The 17,408-nt window shown below is 72.1% G+C and carries 22 protein-coding genes and 1 tRNA gene; 14 read left to right on the forward strand and 9 right to left on the reverse strand.

The features are described 5' to 3' along the window. From K1Y72_RS33085 to K1Y72_RS36825, 3 genes are all read right to left on the reverse strand, one after another. Positions 1-1,528: tetratricopeptide repeat protein (locus K1Y72_RS33085; protein ID WP_220170475.1), on the reverse strand; the 1,528-nt coding region annotated here is incomplete at its 3' end. A gap of 16 nt (positions 1,529-1,544) precedes the next feature. Continuing rightward, on the reverse strand, positions 1,545-1,943 hold the full coding sequence (locus K1Y72_RS33090; protein WP_220170476.1) for a hypothetical protein: 399 nt from the start codon (positions 1,941-1,943) through the stop codon (positions 1,545-1,547). 234 nt (positions 1,944-2,177) lie between these two features. Next, positions 2,178-3,107 carry an AAA family ATPase gene (locus K1Y72_RS36825; protein WP_308287342.1) on the reverse strand — a complete coding sequence of 310 codons (930 nt, stop codon included), beginning with the start codon at positions 3,105-3,107 and terminating at the stop codon, positions 2,178-2,180. A gap of 165 nt (positions 3,108-3,272) precedes the next feature. On the opposite strand from K1Y72_RS36825, the gene K1Y72_RS33105 reads away from it, so the two are divergent. The 3 genes from K1Y72_RS33105 to K1Y72_RS33115 all read left to right on the forward strand — a co-directional run bounded on the left by K1Y72_RS33105 (position 3,273) and on the right by K1Y72_RS33115 (position 4,161). After that, complete coding sequence (locus K1Y72_RS33105) at positions 3,273-3,533, forward strand: hypothetical protein (RefSeq protein ID WP_220170549.1); 261 nt, start codon at positions 3,273-3,275, stop codon at positions 3,531-3,533. A 281-nt stretch (positions 3,534-3,814) separates the two neighbouring features. Then, on the forward strand, positions 3,815-3,964 hold the full coding sequence (locus tag K1Y72_RS33110; RefSeq protein WP_220170477.1) for a hypothetical protein: 150 nt from the start codon (positions 3,815-3,817) through the stop codon (positions 3,962-3,964). Further along, on the forward strand, positions 3,961-4,161 hold the full coding sequence (locus K1Y72_RS33115) for a hypothetical protein (RefSeq protein ID WP_220170478.1): 201 nt from the start codon (positions 3,961-3,963) through the stop codon (positions 4,159-4,161). The genes K1Y72_RS33110 and K1Y72_RS33115 overlap by 4 nt, the downstream gene beginning before the upstream one ends. On the opposite strand, the gene K1Y72_RS33120 is transcribed toward K1Y72_RS33115, so the two are convergent. From K1Y72_RS33120 to K1Y72_RS33130, 3 genes are all read right to left on the reverse strand, one after another. Next, the gene (locus K1Y72_RS33120) at positions 4,130-4,690 is read right to left on the reverse strand and encodes a phosphotransferase-like protein (protein WP_220170479.1); all 561 of its coding nucleotides are present in this window, start codon (positions 4,688-4,690) and stop codon (positions 4,130-4,132) included. The genes K1Y72_RS33115 and K1Y72_RS33120 overlap by 32 nt on opposite strands. Further along, on the reverse strand, positions 4,687-5,727 hold the full coding sequence (locus tag K1Y72_RS33125; protein ID WP_220170480.1) for an AAA family ATPase: 1,041 nt from the start codon (positions 5,725-5,727) through the stop codon (positions 4,687-4,689). Before K1Y72_RS33125 ends, K1Y72_RS33120 begins: the two co-directional genes overlap by 4 nt. A gap of 267 nt (positions 5,728-5,994) precedes the next feature. Then, positions 5,995-6,384 (reverse strand): winged helix-turn-helix domain-containing protein, encoded by a 390-nt coding sequence (locus K1Y72_RS33130; RefSeq protein ID WP_220170481.1) that lies wholly within the window; start codon positions 6,382-6,384, stop codon positions 5,995-5,997. 136 nt (positions 6,385-6,520) lie between these two features. Between K1Y72_RS33130 and K1Y72_RS33135 the strand changes: the two genes are divergently transcribed. The 10 genes from K1Y72_RS33135 (at position 6,521) to K1Y72_RS33180 (ending at position 13,395) form a co-directional block, all read left to right on the forward strand. Next, positions 6,521-6,892 carry an SCO3933 family regulatory protein gene (locus tag K1Y72_RS33135; RefSeq protein ID WP_220170482.1) on the forward strand — a complete coding sequence of 124 codons (372 nt, stop codon included), beginning with the start codon at positions 6,521-6,523 and terminating at the stop codon, positions 6,890-6,892. A gap of 14 nt (positions 6,893-6,906) precedes the next feature. Beyond that, complete coding sequence (locus K1Y72_RS33140; protein WP_220170483.1) at positions 6,907-8,301, forward strand: FtsK/SpoIIIE domain-containing protein; 1,395 nt, start codon at positions 6,907-6,909, stop codon at positions 8,299-8,301. Between the two features lie 109 nt (positions 8,302-8,410). Further along, positions 8,411-8,629, forward strand: a complete 219-nt coding sequence (locus K1Y72_RS33145) for a hypothetical protein (protein ID WP_220170484.1) — start codon at positions 8,411-8,413, stop codon at positions 8,627-8,629. Beyond that, a complete protein-coding gene (locus K1Y72_RS33150) occupies positions 8,629-9,540 on the forward strand; it encodes a DUF2637 domain-containing protein (protein ID WP_220170485.1) in 912 nt (303 codons plus the stop codon). Before K1Y72_RS33145 ends, K1Y72_RS33150 begins: the two co-directional genes overlap by 1 nt. Before the next feature lie 35 nt (positions 9,541-9,575). Continuing rightward, positions 9,576-9,998, forward strand: a complete 423-nt coding sequence (locus K1Y72_RS33155) for a hypothetical protein (RefSeq protein WP_220170486.1) — start codon at positions 9,576-9,578, stop codon at positions 9,996-9,998. Then, positions 9,998-10,315 carry a hypothetical protein gene (locus K1Y72_RS33160; protein ID WP_220170487.1) on the forward strand — a complete coding sequence of 106 codons (318 nt, stop codon included), beginning with the start codon at positions 9,998-10,000 and terminating at the stop codon, positions 10,313-10,315. The genes K1Y72_RS33155 and K1Y72_RS33160 overlap by 1 nt, the downstream gene beginning before the upstream one ends. Before the next feature lie 20 nt (positions 10,316-10,335). Next, positions 10,336-10,491, forward strand: coding sequence for a hypothetical protein (locus tag K1Y72_RS33165; protein ID WP_220170488.1), 156 nt, complete (start codon positions 10,336-10,338; stop codon positions 10,489-10,491). Between the two features lie 89 nt (positions 10,492-10,580). Then, positions 10,581-12,026 (forward strand): replication initiator, encoded by a 1,446-nt coding sequence (locus tag K1Y72_RS33170; RefSeq protein WP_220170489.1) that lies wholly within the window; start codon positions 10,581-10,583, stop codon positions 12,024-12,026. Then, complete coding sequence (locus tag K1Y72_RS33175; protein ID WP_220170490.1) at positions 12,008-12,187, forward strand: helix-turn-helix domain-containing protein; 180 nt, start codon at positions 12,008-12,010, stop codon at positions 12,185-12,187. Before K1Y72_RS33170 ends, K1Y72_RS33175 begins: the two co-directional genes overlap by 19 nt. Beyond that, positions 12,187-13,395, forward strand: coding sequence for a site-specific integrase (locus K1Y72_RS33180; protein WP_258574416.1), 1,209 nt, complete (start codon positions 12,187-12,189; stop codon positions 13,393-13,395). The genes K1Y72_RS33175 and K1Y72_RS33180 overlap by 1 nt, the downstream gene beginning before the upstream one ends. A gap of 65 nt (positions 13,396-13,460) precedes the next feature. Here the strand turns inward: K1Y72_RS33180 and K1Y72_RS33185 are convergent. From K1Y72_RS33185 to K1Y72_RS33195, 3 genes are all read right to left on the reverse strand, one after another. Further along, positions 13,461-13,536, reverse strand: a tRNA-Thr gene (locus K1Y72_RS33185). Between the two features lie 78 nt (positions 13,537-13,614). After that, positions 13,615-15,129 carry an alpha/beta hydrolase gene (locus K1Y72_RS33190; protein WP_220170491.1) on the reverse strand — a complete coding sequence of 505 codons (1,515 nt, stop codon included), beginning with the start codon at positions 15,127-15,129 and terminating at the stop codon, positions 13,615-13,617. A 29-nt stretch (positions 15,130-15,158) separates the two neighbouring features. Continuing rightward, on the reverse strand, positions 15,159-15,833 hold the full coding sequence (locus tag K1Y72_RS33195) for a TetR/AcrR family transcriptional regulator C-terminal domain-containing protein (RefSeq protein ID WP_220170492.1): 675 nt from the start codon (positions 15,831-15,833) through the stop codon (positions 15,159-15,161). Between the two features lie 110 nt (positions 15,834-15,943). On the opposite strand from K1Y72_RS33195, the gene K1Y72_RS33200 reads away from it, so the two are divergent. Beyond that, positions 15,944-17,398, forward strand: coding sequence for a DHA2 family efflux MFS transporter permease subunit (locus tag K1Y72_RS33200; RefSeq protein ID WP_220170493.1), 1,455 nt, complete (start codon positions 15,944-15,946; stop codon positions 17,396-17,398). Positions 17,399-17,408 lie beyond the last annotated feature (10 nt).

Consider the following 17,408-nt stretch of genomic DNA (forward strand, 5'->3'; position numbering starts at 1 on the left):
TGAGGGTGTTGGCCTGGCCGAGCCGGTTCCCGATCTGCTGGTAGAGGTGGGTGGCCTGGGCGTAGAGGTCTTCGGCCCGGTCGTAGTCGTTCCGCATCAAGGCGATGTCGCCGCGCCCGTCGAGGGTGTTGGCCTGGCCGAGCCGGTCCCCGATCTGCTGGTAGAGGTCGGTGGCCTGGGCGTAGAGGTCTTCGGCGTGGTCGTGGCGGTCGAGGAAAGTGAGCCACCAGCCCACTGAACGGACAAGCCGGCGTGTGTGGGGGGAGCGGTCGGAGATGGCCGTGTGGGTGATGGTGCGTAGTTCGTTGGTAGCGCTGATCAGCCAGGAACGGACGTCGTCACTGCTGGTGAACGGACTGCGATCCGGTAGTGGGCCGGTGACAGCGTCCGTGGCGGTGTCAGCGGCGGTGGACATGGTCTGGTAGAGGCGTTCGCGTGCGGCCTGGTCGGTGGTGGGATCGGTGAGGCGGTCGCGGGTGTAGGTCAGGAACAGGTCGTGCAGGGTGTACCGGCCGCCACCCAGGCTGATGATCATGCCGTGTTGATAGAGGTCGTCAAGTCTCGGCGCGGTGAAGATGGTGGTGGTGTCGAGGAGAGCGGCCAGTGATCGGGCGTCGAAGTCCGGGCCGGGGTGCCGGCCGCAGGCGAGCAGGACGTCCGGTAGATGTTCGGGTAGGGCGGAGAAAGAGACCTCGAACGCTGAACGGGCCAGTTTCTCGATCTTGGGCAACGCCGGTTCAGCGCTCCGGTTCGTATGCAGCTCGACCAGGACCATATGAGGAGTGCGGCGTCGTAGCAGGGCGGCGACCGGAGTGAGGAGAAGCGGTAGCCGGCCGCACGCCTCGGCCAGCTCCGCCCAGGTTGCCTGGCTGGTTCGTGCCGGGTCGGGGGCATGGCGTTGGAGGAGGGCGATCGCCTCAGCCTGCGGGAGGAGATCTAGGCGTGTGTGGACTGCGGTGGGGAGGTCGTCGTCCAGACCGAGACGGCTGGTGATCAGTACCACGGTGGAGTGGCTGTTCGCGCCCGGCAGCAGTGGGGTGATCTGGTCGATCGTGCGCACATTGTCCAACAGGAGCAGTACGGACCGTGCCGCCAGCCAGCCGCGCCACCACTGGCTCTTAGCGTCCACACCAGGCGGCGCCATGCCCGGTGCGACGATGCTCAGCAGCTCTGTCAGGACGTCATCGGCGGTTCGTGGTTCCTCGCCAGGGGTGAAGCCGAGCAGGTCCACCTCCAGCCGGGCGACGGGGAACGCCTCCTCCAGCCGGGCGACGGCGGCACGGGCCAACGCGGTCTTGCCCACACCCGCCATTCCCGACACCGCCGACACCACCACCGGACGGCCCGACCTGCGTGCAGAACTGATCTGTTCGACCAGCTCCGTCACCTCCCTGTCCCGGCCCACCATCTCCGGCGGAGCGTGGACGGTGAACAATCCCACCCGTGGCGGCCCTGCCGCCTCGTTGACGTTGACCGTTCCGCCCGGTGCGGCGTACAGGCGGGAGCCGTCATGAGAGTCGAAGTCCATGGCCGTCCCGCCCGGATCAGGAGGGGCCGGGATCGTTGACGTTGATCGTTCCTCCAGGGGCGTTGAACTGCCGCGACTGGTCGTAGGAGTTGAACGTCAGCTCCGTCTTGCTGTCGACCACGGCCGACAGCTCGGCGGCGAACTCCGGATCGGCCAGCAGCGCCTTCCTGATCGCCTTACGCAACGCTGCCACCCCGTCAGCGTTCTGCGGGTCGGCGATGACGTCCGCCAACACCTCCGGTGTCTCCTCGCCGTCCGCCCGGACCCCGAACACCCGCAACGCGATCCGTCGGCCCCACCCCACCGTCGCCTCTGCCGCCTGGTCCTGCGCCCCCGCCAGCACTGCGGCACCATAGGCACCCGCCGCTGACACCACCCACGGCGTCACCTGCTCGGCCACCTGCACCACATCCACACCCGACACCCCGCGCCCTCCCCAATCTCCTACCCCGAACCCAGCCACGACATTAGACGCGCGACGACCCCGAACGGATCAAAACAACGACACCGGCCGGTCGGCCGGGGCGGGTCGGCCCGGAGAGGCCGCACGCCCGGCCCGGACGGACCGGCCGCGCCCGCGAAGCGGGCGCCCTTGAAGACGTAGAGAAAGTTCTCATCCGGCGCTGTGGGCTCGTTGGTTACGTCGGTGTCAGGGCATGAGCTTGGTGAGGGCTCGGCGGGTTTGGTCGGCGAGGCTGAGGGCGGCGCCGTGGCGGTTGTCGATGGTGTGGGCCTGGTCGGGGACGGCGTCGGGGTCGATGGTGTCGGCGTACTGGTCCCAGTGGGTGAGCTTCCAGCCGTCGCGGGCGGCGGCGCGGTGTTCTAGGTAGTCGTGCATGGTGTTGATGTCGCTGTGGATCCAGACGGGGGCGACTTCGACGCCCTTGGCTTGGCAGCGGTGGGTGAGGCGGGTGAGCCATGCGCGGTCGTGCAGCTCGGCGAGGAACGGGGCCGCGAGGATGAGGGAGACGCCGCACTCGACGTTGGCGAGTGCGGCGGTGATGAGGGTCTTGTACTCCAGGGGGCGGACTTCGGCGCGGTAGGTGTCGGTGTGGCGGTCGTGCGGGTCGCCAGTGAGCGACAGCAGTAGGCGTTCGGTCATGCGGCGGGTGAGGGCGTCCTTGTCGAGGAACGCCCAGCCGGAGAACTCCGACAGGAAGCGGGCGAACTCGGTCTTGCCCGATCCGGCGTAGCCACCGACCAGGACGAGGGTGGGACGACTGCCCGCGCCGGCGGTGGCTCGGCTGTGCCATGCGGCGCCCAGATGGGTGCGCAGGATGTTGCCGGGCGGGAAGAACGACGACAAGTCGTAGGGCGGCGCGGACGGTCCGGGCTCCTCGCCGCGGGCGACGGCCGCCATGCGCTCCAGGACGGCGAGCGGGACGCCGTAGGCGCGGGCGATGTGCGGTAGCCACTCGTCGGGGACGCGGTCGCCGCGCTCCCAGCGGGAGACCTCGTTGCGGGTGAGGGTCGGGGTGCCGGCGATCTCGCACAGCAGGGCGGCGGCGGCTGTCTGGCTGCGGCTGCCCCGTAGCCGGATCAGGTAGGCGCCGAACTCCTTGCGTTGCTGGGTTCTCACCAGATCGCCCCCTTCTGACTGTCCAGTCTGGCCCCCTCCTGGCCCCTTGTCAGGCACCTCCTGAGAATCAGGAGGTGGCGGGATGTTGGGGAGCACGTTTCCGCCCTGCTGTCCGGTTCTGTAGCCCTGGGTGCGACCGGGCGGCCCGATGTGAGGACTCCCTTGATGAACGACGTGCAGAACAGCGCCGAGGACGAGGTGTTGGCGCGCCTTCGCGCGGACTTCCCCGGTCATAAGATCTGGCGGTCCAAGCGCTGGGACGGACGGCCCGGCGACTGGGCCGCGACGCTCCTCGACCCGGCCGCCGGAGTCGACCCGACCGTCATCCGCAACTCGCCGTCGGAGTTGCGGGGCGCGCTGATCGACCAGCGGGAGCGAGCGCTCGCCGAGAGGCGCGCCGCCGGCGGAAGGGGTGAGCGCCGGTGATGAGGCGGGTGAGCCGGTCGGCTTCGTCGCCGGAGAGGGCGGCGGGACGGCGCTCGTCCCGGAGGGGAACGCCAGAGGCGGCGCGGACGCCCGGACGCTCCCCCGTCCTGCGCGCCGCGTCGTCTCTGGCGTCCTGGTGGACGGTCCAGCGGGCGCGGCTGCACCTGGCCCGGCTGGCTCGGCACCTTCGGCGCGACGGCTGGACTACGTCGTTCCGGCGGCGCGGGTCGGCGCTGGTGTTGTACGTGTACTCGCCGCAGACGCCGGGCTTCGGGGACAGCGTGTCCGTCATCCGGGGGCCGGGCGGCTGGTGGTACCGGTCCAGCACGGAGGAGTTCCTGGCGCCGTGCGCGCGGTCGGGCTTGGCCGGGCTGGCGCTCTCCTCGCAGTTGGCGGCCTGGGTGGGGCTGCCGGACCGGCAGGCGTCGTGAGTCCCTACGGGGCGCCGCCGCACGTGGTCGGCGTCCTGCGCGACCAGTTCCCGGGCGTCATGATCTGGTACGGCCTGCACACCCGCTGCTTCTGGGCGCTGGTCGGCGTCGGCGGTCGCTCTCGGCTGCTGGAAGCGGCGGACGCCGAGATGCTGGCATGGGAGATCAGGGCGAGCGGACGGCGGCCGCGTCGATGATCTGCCGCGCCGCCTCGTCGGGGGCGGCCTGGTCGGTCCGGATGGTCAGGTCGAACGGCGGGCCGTCGGCGTTGCGCTCGCGCTCGTCGGCGGCCTCGTCCCATGCCCGCAACCGCGCGGCGGTGTCGACGTCCCCGCGCCCTCGGGACCGTTCGGCGCACACCTCGCGCGGCACGCGCAGTTCGACCCTCACCCAATCCAGCGGGACGCCGGCGGTCAGCGCTCGCGCATCGGCGACGCTGCCCGCGTGGATGACGGGGACGTACCCGGCCTCGGTCAGGGCGTCGACGGCGTTCCGGTCGACGGCGTAGCGGTTGCCGTAGCGTTCGGTCTCGACGACCAGGCGGCCCGCGTCGCGCAGCTCGGCGAGGTCTTCGGCGCTCACGTAGCGGTAGCCGGTGCTGCGGCCGCTGCCGACCTTGAGCTTGGTGAGCTGGACGAACCGCTCGTCACGGGCGGCGAGGGCTGCGGTGATGGTGTCCTTGCCGCTGGCCGGCGGGCCGTACAGGATCACGCCTCGGGGAGTCACCCGAGGAGTTTACGGAGTGCCTCTCGCGTCTGGTCGGCGATGCTGACGGCGGCGCCGTGGCGGTTGTCGATGGTGAGGTGGACGCCGGGCGGTGCGTGCTCGGTGTCGATGCCCTGGACGTAGGTGTCCCAGTTGGCGAGTTTCCAGGCGTCGCGGGGCGCGTCGCGGAACTCGATGTACTCGCGCATGGACTCGGTGTCGCAGCGGACCCAGATCGCCGCGACGTCCATCCCCTTGGCCTTGCAGCGGTTGGTGAGCCTGCTCATCCACGCCTCGTCGTTCAGCTCGGCGATGAACGGGGCGGTGAGGATGGTGGAGATGCCGCAGTCGATGTTGTCGTTCGCGGTGTCCATCAGGCACTTGTACTCAAGGGGCCGGATCTCGTTCATGTAGAGATCGGTGTGCCGGTCGTGCGGGTCGCCGCCGAGCGAGACAAGGAGGCGCTCGACCAGGCGGCGGGTGAGGGAGTCCTTGTCCAGGAACGCCCATCCGGTGACGTCGCCGAGGAAGCGCGCGAACTCGGTCTTGCCCGACCCGGCGTAGCCGCCGACCAGGACCAGGATGGGGTTCTTCACGCCGTCGGTGAGCATCCGGCCGCGCCACGCGCTGACGACCCGGCTCTTGAGGACCTCCCCGTCCGCCTGGCCGTGCCGCTGCCCGGCGTCGGTGACCTGGTTGAGCCCGATCGCGATGGCGGCGGCGGCCTCTTCGGTGACGACGGGGTTGGTCGTCGGGGTCGGGACCGGTAGCACGTCGGAGGCTCCTGCCTGCTCGCTGGGCAACGGAAGACGGAAACCAAGATCGGGCTCGGTGGCCTGGTAGAGCAAGCAGTAGGCGCGCCGGTAGTGCGGTCCGGGGTAGACGTTGCCGTTCTCGTGACTCCAGATCGTCTGGAAGTTGGCCGCAAGGCGCAGCTCGGCGCGCTCGGCGACCTCGCGCAGGCACTCGCCGGCGGCCTCCAGGCTGAGCCCGTGGGCTTCGCGGCGCTCCCGCAGTCGCTCGGGGTGCCATCCCGGACGCTGCTTGGTCGTGGTCATCGTGGTCGGCCTTTCCGTTCACCGCAGGTCCGCGTGAAGCCTGGCGCGGGTCCGCGTGGGGGCGTGTGAAAGCGGATGTGTAAACCGGTGTGCAACAACCCGGGGAACACTCTGTGATGGTCCCCGTCAGCCTCCTGAGCTGGAATTTCCTTATGAAGGAAGAGCGGACGACGGATCAGGACGCGCGGCGGTCCACGGCGGACGGCGCTGCGGTCGGCCTCACGGCGGAGGAGCTGGTGGGGCTGATCGCGGCTGAGCTCGACGACCTCATTTGCCGGGTCGGGGAGCTCGGGGCGGCTCTGGAAAAACGCTCTGCTCCAGCCGGGCGACACGCTCGCCGAGGTCCCGGACCGCTCCCAGGATCTCGGTGAGCTGCTTCATCAGGGCCTCGTCGCCGGTACGGACGGCGTCACCGTTGCCGTCGCCGGCCGTGGCGTCGCTGACGAACACGCCCTTGCCCTGCTGGCCGATCACCCGGCCCTCGGTGCGCAGGACGCTGATGGCCGACTTCACCACGCCGGTAGACGCCTCGTACTGCCTGACCAGCTCGGCGATCGACGGCAGCGCGTCACCGGGCGTGAGCGTGCCGTCCTCGATCTGCCCGCGCAGGTCATCGGCGATCTGGAGGTACCCAGGGCGCCCGGTCCGCTTGACCATCTGCCGCCTTCCGTCGTGGCTCGCCTCCAAGTTCAGCACACCCCGGCGACCAAGTGAACAAGGAAGTCCTTGACAACCTAGACGACTAAGTCGACTATGTTGTCTAGGACTTCACTCCGAACCCTCTGGAGGGCTCATGCGCAACATCCCGGTGGACGTCTCGGTCCTCACGTTCGTCTGCGTCTCCCCGGCGCGGCCCAAGCTGATCAGCCAGGAGACGGGGGAGATCAAGACCGACAAGGACGGCAACACCGTGTTCACGGTCGGGCTCGCCGCGTCCGACGAGATGGGGCGGGTCGAGCTGGTGAACGTCTCGCTGTCGCGTGACCCGGGCCTGGCGGTCGGGCAGGTGGTCCGGCCGGTCGGGCTGGCGGGGATGGTCTGGGAGGCGGAGTTGGGCGGCAAGATGCGGTGGGGCATCGCCTACCGCGCCGCCGACCTGGCCCCGGTCGCGCCCGTCGCCGTCCCTTCGCCCGTCACCTCGGCCGACACCGCCGACGCGGCCTGAAAGGGCGAGTCGAGATGACCAACTCCCTCCTCGCCCTGGTGGGCCTGGCCGTCGTGGCGGTCGGGCTGTGGGCCTGGCGCAGGTTCCACCCCTCGTCGTACTGGTACGGCGTCGGCTTCCCGGCGCGGGCCGTGCTGGTCTACCTGACCTGGCATCACGTCGCGTCCGGCTGCGGGCTGACGCGCAACCGCCGACGGTTCCGCCTCACCCTCGACGCCCTTCCGGTCGTCGGCCCCGCCTCGCGCGGCGCCGCCACGGTCGTTCAGCACAAGCGCCGGATGCGGCGGGTCGATGTGGAGAAAGCGCCGCACCTGGGGTGTCTGCGGCCGACGCGGCTGGGCTGGCGGGTGCGCGTGCGCCTGTCGGACGGACAGGTCCCCGCCGATTACGACAAGGCGGCCGAGGGCATCGCGCACGCCTGGCGCGTCCACTCGGTGCGCGTGGTCGACGTCCGGCCAGGCCGGGTGACGTTGTGGGCGACCATGCGCGACCCGCTCACCGAAGTGGACACCGTCCCCGAGACGGGCGAACTGCTGCGGGTGCGGCCCGGCAAGCTGGAGAACGGCGCCGACTGGGTCATGGACTTCCGCACGGTGCCGCACGTGATGAACGCCGGCGCTACCCAGTCGGGCAAGTCCAACCTCGCCAACGCCCTCATCAAGGGCCTCGCGCCTCAGCCGGTCGCGCTGGTCGGCTTCGACCTCAAGGGCGGCGTCGAGTTCACCCCCTACGCGCCGCGGCTGTCGGCGCTGGCCACCACCCGCGCCGAGTGCGTCATCCTGCTCGGCGACCTGGTCGGCGAAGTCGAAACCCGCATGGCGCTGTGCAGGGACCAGGGCGCCCGCAACGTCTGGAAGTTGCCCGAGGAACTGCGGCCGGTGCCCATCGTGGTCCTGGTGGACGAGGTCGCCGAACTGTTCCTGATGGCCGACAAGAGCGAGAAGGACGAGATCGCCAAGACCGGGACGGCGCTGCTGCGGGTCGCGCAGCTCGGGCGCGCGTTCGCCGTCCACCTGGTGATCTGCGGACAGCGCATCGGCTCCGACCTCGGTCCCGGCGTCACCGCGCTCCGCGCGCAGCTCTCCGGCCGCGTCTGCCACCGCGTCAACGACCCCGAGACCGCGAACATGACCTTGGGCGACATGGACCCCGCCGCCCTCGACGCCGCCCGCGCCATCCCCGCCGAGACCCCCGGCGTCTGCATCGTCGCCGGCGCTGACGGTACCTGGCACCGCGCCCGCTCGGTCTACGTCTCCGAGGAAGCCGCCGAAACCTCCGCCCGCCAGTACGCCCACCTCGCGCCCGCCTGGGCGGACTTAATCCGCCCCGACCTCGCCCCGGCCCCGCCGGTCGAGCCGCCCGCCGCGCTGCCAACCGGACCGCCGCCGGGCCTGCCCTCGGCCGCTTAGACCGGCCTCGGCCCCCTCGGGCCACCGCCCTCATCGGCTCGGCGTGAGCCGCGATCACGCCAGGTCCCTACCCCGCCCATGCCCAAAAACGATCTTCGGAGGTGTCGCCGTGACCGCCCGCATCATCGCCTTCCCCCGCCGCTTCATCGACGTGCAGTGGAACGACTCCTACGACGTGTACGCCGTGCTGTGCCCGCGCTGCGTGGCCGCCTACGCCACGCCCCGCGAGACCGCCGCCTACGACTGGGCCGACACCCACCGCTGCGACCCCGAAATGGTCGCGCTGCTGAACACGACGGCCGCCCCGACCGGCGGGCGGGCCGCCTGATGCGACGCCTCCGCGCCGTCCTGGCCGACTCCGCGCCGGTAGTGGTGCTGGCGCTGATCGCGGCTGCCGGGTCCTTCACCCACATCCGTGACACCGCCACCCAGCACGGACAGCACGGCCCGATGGCGTGGGCGGTGGCGGTCTGCATCGACCTCACGTGCGTCATGGCGGCCCGCGAACGCCAGCGCGACCGGCGGACCGGGCGGCGCCCGTCCTCGTCCCCGCGTTCGCCCTCGTCTTCGGGGACGTCGGCGGGCTCGTCCTGGCCGGTGTCGTGGCCGACGCTCGTCCTGACCGGCGGCATCCTGCTCTCGCTCGCCGCCAACCTCGCCCAAGCGGAGGCGACGGCGTGGGGCTGGACGGTCGCCGCCACTCCCGCCGGCGCGTTCCTGGTCGCGGTCTCCATGCTCGAACGCCGCGCCGCGCCCCTCCCGCGCCCGGCCTCGACCCCGGCCCCCGCCGGTGACGGCGCCGCCGCCAGCGGACGGACCGTTCCGCCGTCCTTCGGCCGTCCCGCCACTTCCGGCGGCGTCCCCCGCCTCGTCCCCGACAGCACGCCGGACACCGTCGCTTCGTCCCCGCGCCCGGTCGCCGTCGCCGCCTCGTCCCCGGCGCCGTCCCCGGCCGCCGCCGCTGCGCAGGACGACCGTCCCGACCTCGCCGCCACCGCCCCGCCTCAGGACGGACAGACCGCGATCCCCGTCCCGTCCTCGCCCGCCGGCGACACCTCGCCGGGATCGGCCGGGGCTCCGGCCGGGCCGCTACTGGACTTCGCCCGCCGCGTCGCCGACGAACACCACCACCGCCACGGCCGCCCCATCACCCGTGACGCGCTGCGCGCCCGCCTCGGGGTGTCCAACCAACTCGCCTCGGACCTCCTCCGCCACCTGCGCACCGAACCCGCCGCCTGACCACCACCACCCCACCTGATCAAGGGAGACCGGCAATGACCGACCTCACCCACCCCCGGCGCCTCATGAACCGCCGAAACCTGATCACCGGCCTGCGCGCCCTCGCCGACTTCTTGGAGGACAACCCGGCCGTGCCCATCCCGCGCGGGACGGTGACGGTCTCGATGTTCGCCCGCGGCGACTCCCAGACCTGCCAGCGGGCCGCCGTGGACGGCGTCGCCGCGCTCCTGGGCGTCCCGGTCCAGGACGAGACCCACGACGGCGGCCACTACACGGCTGCCAAGCACTTCGGCCCCATCGCCTACCAGGCCATCCACATCCCCACCGAGCGACAGCACGCCCACCGCGCGCTCATGACCTACGCCCCCAACTTCGACCCGCCCGCTCCCAACGCCACCGACAACGCCGACCCCTCGACGCCCGTGACCGGCTCGGCCGGCGACCGGCGCGCCGCCTGATGTCGGCCCTCGTGCTGCGCTTCCCGGCGCCGGAACCGACGCCCCGGTTCTGGTACCGGTGCCGGGACTGCGGCCACTCCCGCCCCCTGCCCTGGCGCGCCTGGCCCTGCCGGGAGACCACCCTCGCCGCCGTGCGCTGCGGCTCGTGCGCCTCGCCGCGCATCACCGCCCACGACACCGCCACCCGCGCCACCGTCCGCTTGCCCCGCCCCCTGGTCGTGCCGCCGGTCCGCTACCGGTGCGGCGACTGCGGCACCACCGGCCTGACCTCCGACTGCCTCACCTGCCCCGCCTGCCTGGGCGCCGGCTTCATCTAGCCCGAAAGGACCCGACCGCCATGTTCATGCGCCGCCTCGGCTTCGCCCTCTGCTGGGTCGTCCTGGCCCTGTTCGTGATCAACAGCCCCACCGTCGCCGCCCACACCACCAAGAACCTGTTCACCCTCCTGGGCCTGCTCGCTCAGGGCCTCGCCCGCTTCGCCTCCGCCTTCTGACCCACCCGACGACGCCGCCCGCTCGCGCCGGGGCCGCCCCCGCCGGCCTCGGCACCCCGCCTCCGGCACTCCGAGGAGAACCGCCGACCGTGCCCGACGCTGAGCCCACCACCGGCCCCACCACTGCGGCCCCCTCGCTCGTCACGCCGCTCGCCGCCGCCTCCCTCTCCTCCGCCCTCGACAGCCCCGACTACCCCCGCCTCGTCGCCCGCCTTCGCCACCTCGACGGCTGCCGACAGCCCGTCCACCTACGCGGCCATGTCGAACACCGCGACCCGCTCACCGGCCGCCTGCTGCACCGCTACACCACCACCCGCGAACCCGGCGGCGTGCTGCGGGTCGCCTGCAAGACGCGCCGCGCGTCCCGCTGCCCGTCCTGCGCCGAGACCTACCGCGCCGACACCTACCAGCTCATCCGCGCGGGCCTGGCCGGCGGCAAGGGCGTCCCGGACTCGGTGACCACCCACCCGGCCGCGTTCGTCACCCTCACGGCACCGTCCTTCGGCACCGTCCACACCCGCCGCGAGTCCGGCGGCGCCGTCGCGCCCTGCCACCCGCGCCGCAACGCCGCGCCCTGCCCGCACGGGGTCCGCCTGTCCTGCACCGTCCGGCACGGCGCCGACGATCCCCGCCTCGGAACCCCGCTGTGCCCGGACGGCTATGACCGCACCGGGACCGTGCTGTTCAACGCCCTGGCCCCCGAACTGTGGCGCCGCTTCACCCTCGCCCTGCGCCGCCGCCTCGCCCGCGCCGCCGGGCTCACCCTCGCCGAACTGCGCGAGCAGACGACCGTGTCGTTCGCCAAGGTCTCCGAATACCAAAGGCGCGGCCTCGTCCACTTCCACGCCGTCATCCGCCTCGACGGACCCGACGGCCCCGCCTCGCCGCCACCCGCATGGGCCGCCTTCGCCCTGCTCGCTGACGCCGTCCGCCACGCCGCGCCCGCCGTCACCGCCACCCCCCCCGCCGCGCCCGGCGTCCCCGCCCGTTCGTTCGCCTGGGGCCGCCAGCTCGACATCCGGCCCATCACCACCACCGGCCACCTCACCGATACCGCCGTCGCCGGCTACATCGCCAAGTACGCCACCAAGGCGGCCGAATGCGTCGGCACCCTCGACCGCCGGGTCCGTCCCGGCGAGAACCTCGCCGCCCTGCATATCACCGATCACGCGCGCCGCCTGATCGCCGAGTGCCTGCGCCTGGGAGCCCTGCCCGAACTCGCCGGGCTCCGCCTCGCCGAGTGGGCTCACATGCTCGGCTTCCGCGGCCACTTCTCCACCAAGAGCCGCCGCTACTCCACCACCCTCGGCGCCCTGCGCTCCGCCCGCGCCACCCACAACCAGCACCGACACGACGACATCACCACCGGCCGCCTGCCCCTCGACGACGACCAGGTCCTCACCGTCGCCCACTGGGCCTACGCCGGCCGCGGCCTCACCCCCGGCGAAGCACTCCTCTCCGCCGCCCTCACCGGCAAGCCCTTGCCTGCCCTGTTCTCTGACGAAAGAGGTTCTGAGTGCCCAAGCTCCTCCTGACCGTCCCCGAAGCGGCCAAGGCCCTGGCCATCTCCCGCAGCAAGCTCTACGAACTCCTCGCCGCCGGCGCGATCCGCTCCGTCCGGGTCGACGGCTCCCGCCGCGTCCCGCTGAGCGCGCTCAACGCCTACATCGACTCCCTCCTGGAAGAGGCCGCCTGATGCCCAAGGACAACGCGAGCAAGCCCAAGCTCCGCGACGGCGTCATGAAGCGCGGCAAGACCTGGTCCTACGTCATCCGCGTCACCGACCCCGAGACGGGCCTTTCCAAGCCCAAGTGGGTCGGCGGCTACGCCTCCGAAGACGAGGCCAAGGCCGCCCGCGACGAAGCTCGGGTGAAGGCGCGGCGCGGGGAGTACATCGACCGCAACGCCATCACTGTGGGCGAGTACCTCGACCAGTGGATCGAAGCGCATGAGGTCGAGATCAAGCCGCGGACGCTGGCGAGCTACCGGACGATGATCCGGCTCTACGTGAAGCCGCACATCGGCGGGATGCGTCTCCAGGCCGTTCGGCCGGCGACCGTCAGCAAGCTCTACCGCGATCTCCGGGCGCACGGCGGAGAGGGCGGCAAGCCGCTCGGGATCGCGACCGTGACGCGGACGCACGCCATCCTTCGTAAGGCGTTCGGGGACGCGGTGCTCGTGGACGAGATCCTCCCCAGTAACCCCGTCGAGCGGGCGAAGCGGCCTCGGGCCGACCACGCCGAACCCGGAGCGGTCTGGAGCATCGAGCAGCTTCGGACGTTCCTGGTGGCCGTGCGGCGGCATCGGCTGTTCGCCTTCTACCGGTTGGCGGCCTACACCGGCGCTCGGCGCGGTGAGCTGCTCAACCTGCGGTGGTCGAACGTCGACCTCGACGGCCTCCGGATCACGATCACCGGGTCCACGGGCGTGGTCGCCGGACAGCGCGTCGAAGGGACGACCAAGAGCGGGCGGTCGCGCGTGGTGACCATCGACGCCGAGACGGCGGCCGTCCTCAAGGCGCACCGCAAGGCGCAGGTGGCGGAGAAGCTGCTCGTCGGGGACGAATGGAAGGGTGCGGAAGACGGCTACGTGTTCGCGACGACGCTCGGGGAACCGATCCATCCCGACTCGGTGGGCTGGCTCATGACCAAGACCATCCGGGCTTACAACGCACCCAAGGACGGGCCTCGGCCGGCGGAGCCGCTCCCCCACGCGCGGGTACACGATCTCCGCCACATCCACGCCACGGCGCTGCTGCTGGCGCGGGTGCCGGTGCACATCGTCGCGGCCCGGCTGGGGCACGCGGACCCCGCGATCACGCTCCGGGTGTACGCGCACGTGGTGCGGTCGGCGGAGGTGTCGGCGGCGGAGACGTTCGCGGCGGTCATGGAGGAGACCGGCTAGGGGCGCCCTGTTAGCAAGGCCGTTAGCAAAAGCCCCCTTCCGATGATCGGAAGGGGGCTTCGACCTGGAGCCGCCTATCGGAATCGAACCGATGACCTATTCATTACGAGTGAATCGCTCTGCCGACTGAGCTAAGGCGGCGTGCCGCGTCCCGTGCGGGGTGCGGCGGGGAGCAGTCTACCGGGTCTCGGCGGCGGAGTGTGCATCGGTTTCGGCGGGTCAGTGGCAGGTGGTGCCCTTGGCGGGCGGGGTGCCGTCGATCAGGTAGGCGTCGGTGGCCTTGGTGATGCAGGCGTTGCCCTGGAGGTAGGCGGTGTGGCCGTCGCCGTCGAGGGTGAGGAGGACGCCCTTGGTGAGCTGGGAGGCGAGGCCCTGCGCCCACTTGTAGGGGGTGGCGGGGTCGCGGAGGGTGCCGACGACGAGGATCGGCGGCGAGCCGTCGGCGGTGATGGGCTTGGGGGCCTGCTTCGTCTGGGCCGGCCAGTAGACGCACGGGAGGCCGCCCCAGACGACGAACGGGCCGAAGCGGGGGGACTGCTTCCGGGCCTCGTCGGCGGCCTTCTTGTAGGTGGCGAGGTCGGCCGGGTTGGGCTTGTCGACGCAGTTGACGGCCATGTTGGCGTCCGTCTGGTTGCTGTAGGTGCCGTCCTGCTTCCGCTCGACCATCTGGTCGGCGATGGTGATGAGGAGCGTCCCGTCCCGCTGGGTGAGGGCCTGGGTGAGGGCCTGGCGCAGGATCGGCCAGAAGTCCTTGTTGTAGAGGGACGTCGCGATGCCCATCGCGGCCCAGGACTCGGTGACCTTGCGGGAGTCGCGGCGGTTGGCGAGGGGGGTCTTGTCGGCGGCGGTGAGGAGGTCGGAGATCTTCTGGGTGGCGGCGGGGGCGCTCGTGCCGAGGGGGCAGGAGGACTGCTTGACGCAGTCGGCGATGAACGCCTGGAGGGCCGTCTCGAAGCCCTTGGCCTGCTCGACGAGGATGTCGGTCGAGGACGTGCGCGGATCGATGGCGCCGTCCAGGACGAGGGCGCGGATGTTGCCGGGGAACTCGTCGGCGTAGACGGCGCCGAGGTAGGTGCCGTAGGACGCCCCGTAGTAGCTGATCTTGCTGTCGCCGAGGGCGGCGCGGAGGACGTCCATGTCGTGCGCGGCGTCGCGGGTGCCGACGTGCGGCAGCTCGGCGCCGGCCTTGGCCTTGCAGGCGTCGGCGAAGCCCTTGCTGACGGACGCGAGGGCGTCCACCTCGGCCTGGTCGTCGGGCGAGGAGTCGGTGGCGAAGTAGCGGTCCAGGCCGGCGCCGTCCAGGCAGCGGACGGGGGCGCTGGAGCCGACGCCGCGCGGGTCGAAGCCGACGAGGTCGAAGCGGGCGCGCAGCTTCTCGTCGAAGGCGCGGCCGCTGTCGCGGATGAACTCGACGCCCGAGCCGCCCGGCCCGCCGGGGTTGGTGAGCAGCGAGCCGATGCGGTGCGCGGTGTCGGTGGCGGGCAGCCGGATGAGGGAGAGCGTGACGCGCTCGGCGCCCGGCTTCGCGTAGTCGAGGGGGACCTGCGCGGTGCCGCACTGGAAGCCGCCGTCGCAGGACCTCCAGTCGATCTTCTGGTGGTAGAAGGCGTCCAGGCCGGCGGCGGGCGGCGTGGACGGCGCGGCGCTCTTCGCCGGCGCGTCGCCGCCGCCGTCGCAGGCCGTCAGGAGCGCCAGGCCCAGCAGGGCCGCTCCGGTGATTCGCAGGGTTCGCACCCGGTACCCCGTTCCCCGCGGCCGGGGCGCTACGCCCCGTACTCGCGCTCGATGCCGTCCAGCAGCCAGTTCACGCCGCGTTCGTAGCCCTCCTGACTGTAGAGCCCCGTGTCGAGGACGGCGTTCAGGCGGGCGAAGTCGCCGTGCGCGGCGACCCGCCGGAGCAGGGCGGTGTCGTCCTCGGGCGAGCGGGCGGTCTCGCGGACGACGTAGCCGAGCATGTAGTGGTCGACGGCGCCGACGATCTCCAGCATCGCGCGCGGGTCGGTGGTGAGCTTGGCCGCCGCCTCCAGGGACTGCTCGCCGTGGCGCAGGCCGTTCGGGCCGACGGAGACCGGCAGGCCGAGGACCGCGAACATCCACGGGTGGCGCTTGCCGGCGGCGCGCTCGCGGCGGGCGATCTCCAGGAACGCCTCCCGCCAGCCGTCGGGCATGTCGCCGTGGAACAGGACCTCGCCGGCGACGCGGTCGTACATGAGGGCGAGCAGGTCGTCCTTGGCGTCGATGTGGGTGTAGAGGCTCATCGCGCGGACGCCGAGCTCGGCGGCGACGCGGCGGATCGAGACGGCGTCCAGGCCCTCGGCGTCGGCGATCGCGACGGCCGCCTCGACGATGGCGTCGCGGGTCAGCTTCGGCCGGCGGCCCGCGGGCGGGCGCGTCCAGACGTCGGAGGGGGCGCGGCGCTCGCGCGGGGTTCCGGGCACCCCCCGATCCTACCCGTACGGCGTACGGCTCGACCGATACGGTGTACAGAATGAGCGATACAGCGTACGGTTGAACCGATACAGCGTACGGAAACGGCAGGAGACCCCTCGTGACGCATACCGTGACGGCCCCCGCGCAGGACGCGCGGCTCGGCCCCGAGATCCGGCGGCTCGCCGTCGTGGTGGTCCTCGGCGCGTTCATGACGGTGCTGGACAGCACCATCGTGAACGTCGCCGTCACCACGCTCGGCCAGGACTTCGACACCTCCCTGTCGACCATCCAGTGGGTGCTGACGGGCTACACGCTCGCGCTGTCGATGACGATCCCGCTGACCGGCTGGGCGGTGCGCCGCTTCGGGCCGCGCCGCATGTGGCTGGCGTCGCTGGTGCTGTTCGCGGCGGGCTCGGTGCTCTGCGGGCTGGCCTGGTCGGTGCCCGCGCTGATCGCGTTCCGGGTGCTGCAGGGGATCGGCGGCGGCATGATCATGCCGGTCGGGCAGACGATGCTGGCGCGCGCCGCGGGCCCGGACCGGATGGGCCGGGTGATGAGCGTCGTCGCGGTGCCCGCGATGATCGCGCCGGTGCTCGGGCCGCTCGTCGGCGGCGGCATCGTCGACCACCTGAGCTGGCGCTGGCTGTTCTACGTGAACGTGCCGTTCTGCGCCGCCGCGCTCGCCGCGGCCGTGCTGATGCTGCCGCGCGACACCGAGCGGGACGCGTCGGCGCGGCTGGACGTCGCCGGGCTCGCGCTGCTGTCCCCCGGCCTCGCCGCGCTCGTCTACGGGCTGGCGCAGGCCGGCGACGGCGTGCCGCTGTCGGGCGCGCGGTTCCTGGTGCCGGTGCTCGCGGGGGCGGCGCTCGTCGCCGGGTTCGTCGCGCACGCGCTGCGCAAGCGCGAGCGGGCGCTCGTCGATCTGCGGGCGCTCCGCAGCCGCTCGTTCATCGCGATGTCCGGCGGCGCGTTCGTGTACTGCCTGTCGCTGTTCGGGCTGATGGTGCTGGTCCCGCTGTACGCGCAGATCGTGCGCGGCGACACGCCGCTGGAGTCGGGCTGGCTGCTCGCGCCGCTCGGCCTCGGCGCGATGGTGACGATGCCGGTCAGCGGGAGGCTGACCGACCGGCTCGGGCAGCGCCCCCTCGCCGTCGCCGGGACGCTGCTGGTCCTCGCGGGCGCGGCGCTGCTGGCGACCGTGGACCCCGGCACCGGACGGCTCGCGATCATGGGGATGGGCCTGGTCGTCGGCCTCGGCCACGGCACCGCGATGCCGGCCGTGCAGGCCGCGTTCTACCGGGGGCTGCCGCGGGACGCGGTGCCCGCCGCGACGACCGCGTCGAACATCCTCATCCGGGTGGGCAGCTCGTTCGGCACCGCGGTGACGGCGGTGGTCCTGCAGATCATGATCAGGGACGGGCTGCCGGGGGCGAGCGGCAACCTGCGCGAGGCGGCCGCGGCGCACCGCCCGGACCTGCTGTCGGACGCCTTCACCGGCACGTTCTGGTGCTCGGCGGCGCTGCTCGCGGTCGCCGTCCTGCCGATGCTGGCGATCCCCCGCAAGGGGAGGTGATCCGGTGAGG

The sequence above is a fragment of the Actinomadura parmotrematis genome (assembly GCF_019458805.1).
In the GTDB taxonomy this organism is placed as follows: Bacteria; Actinomycetota; Actinomycetes; order Streptosporangiales; family Streptosporangiaceae; genus Spirillospora; species Spirillospora parmotrematis.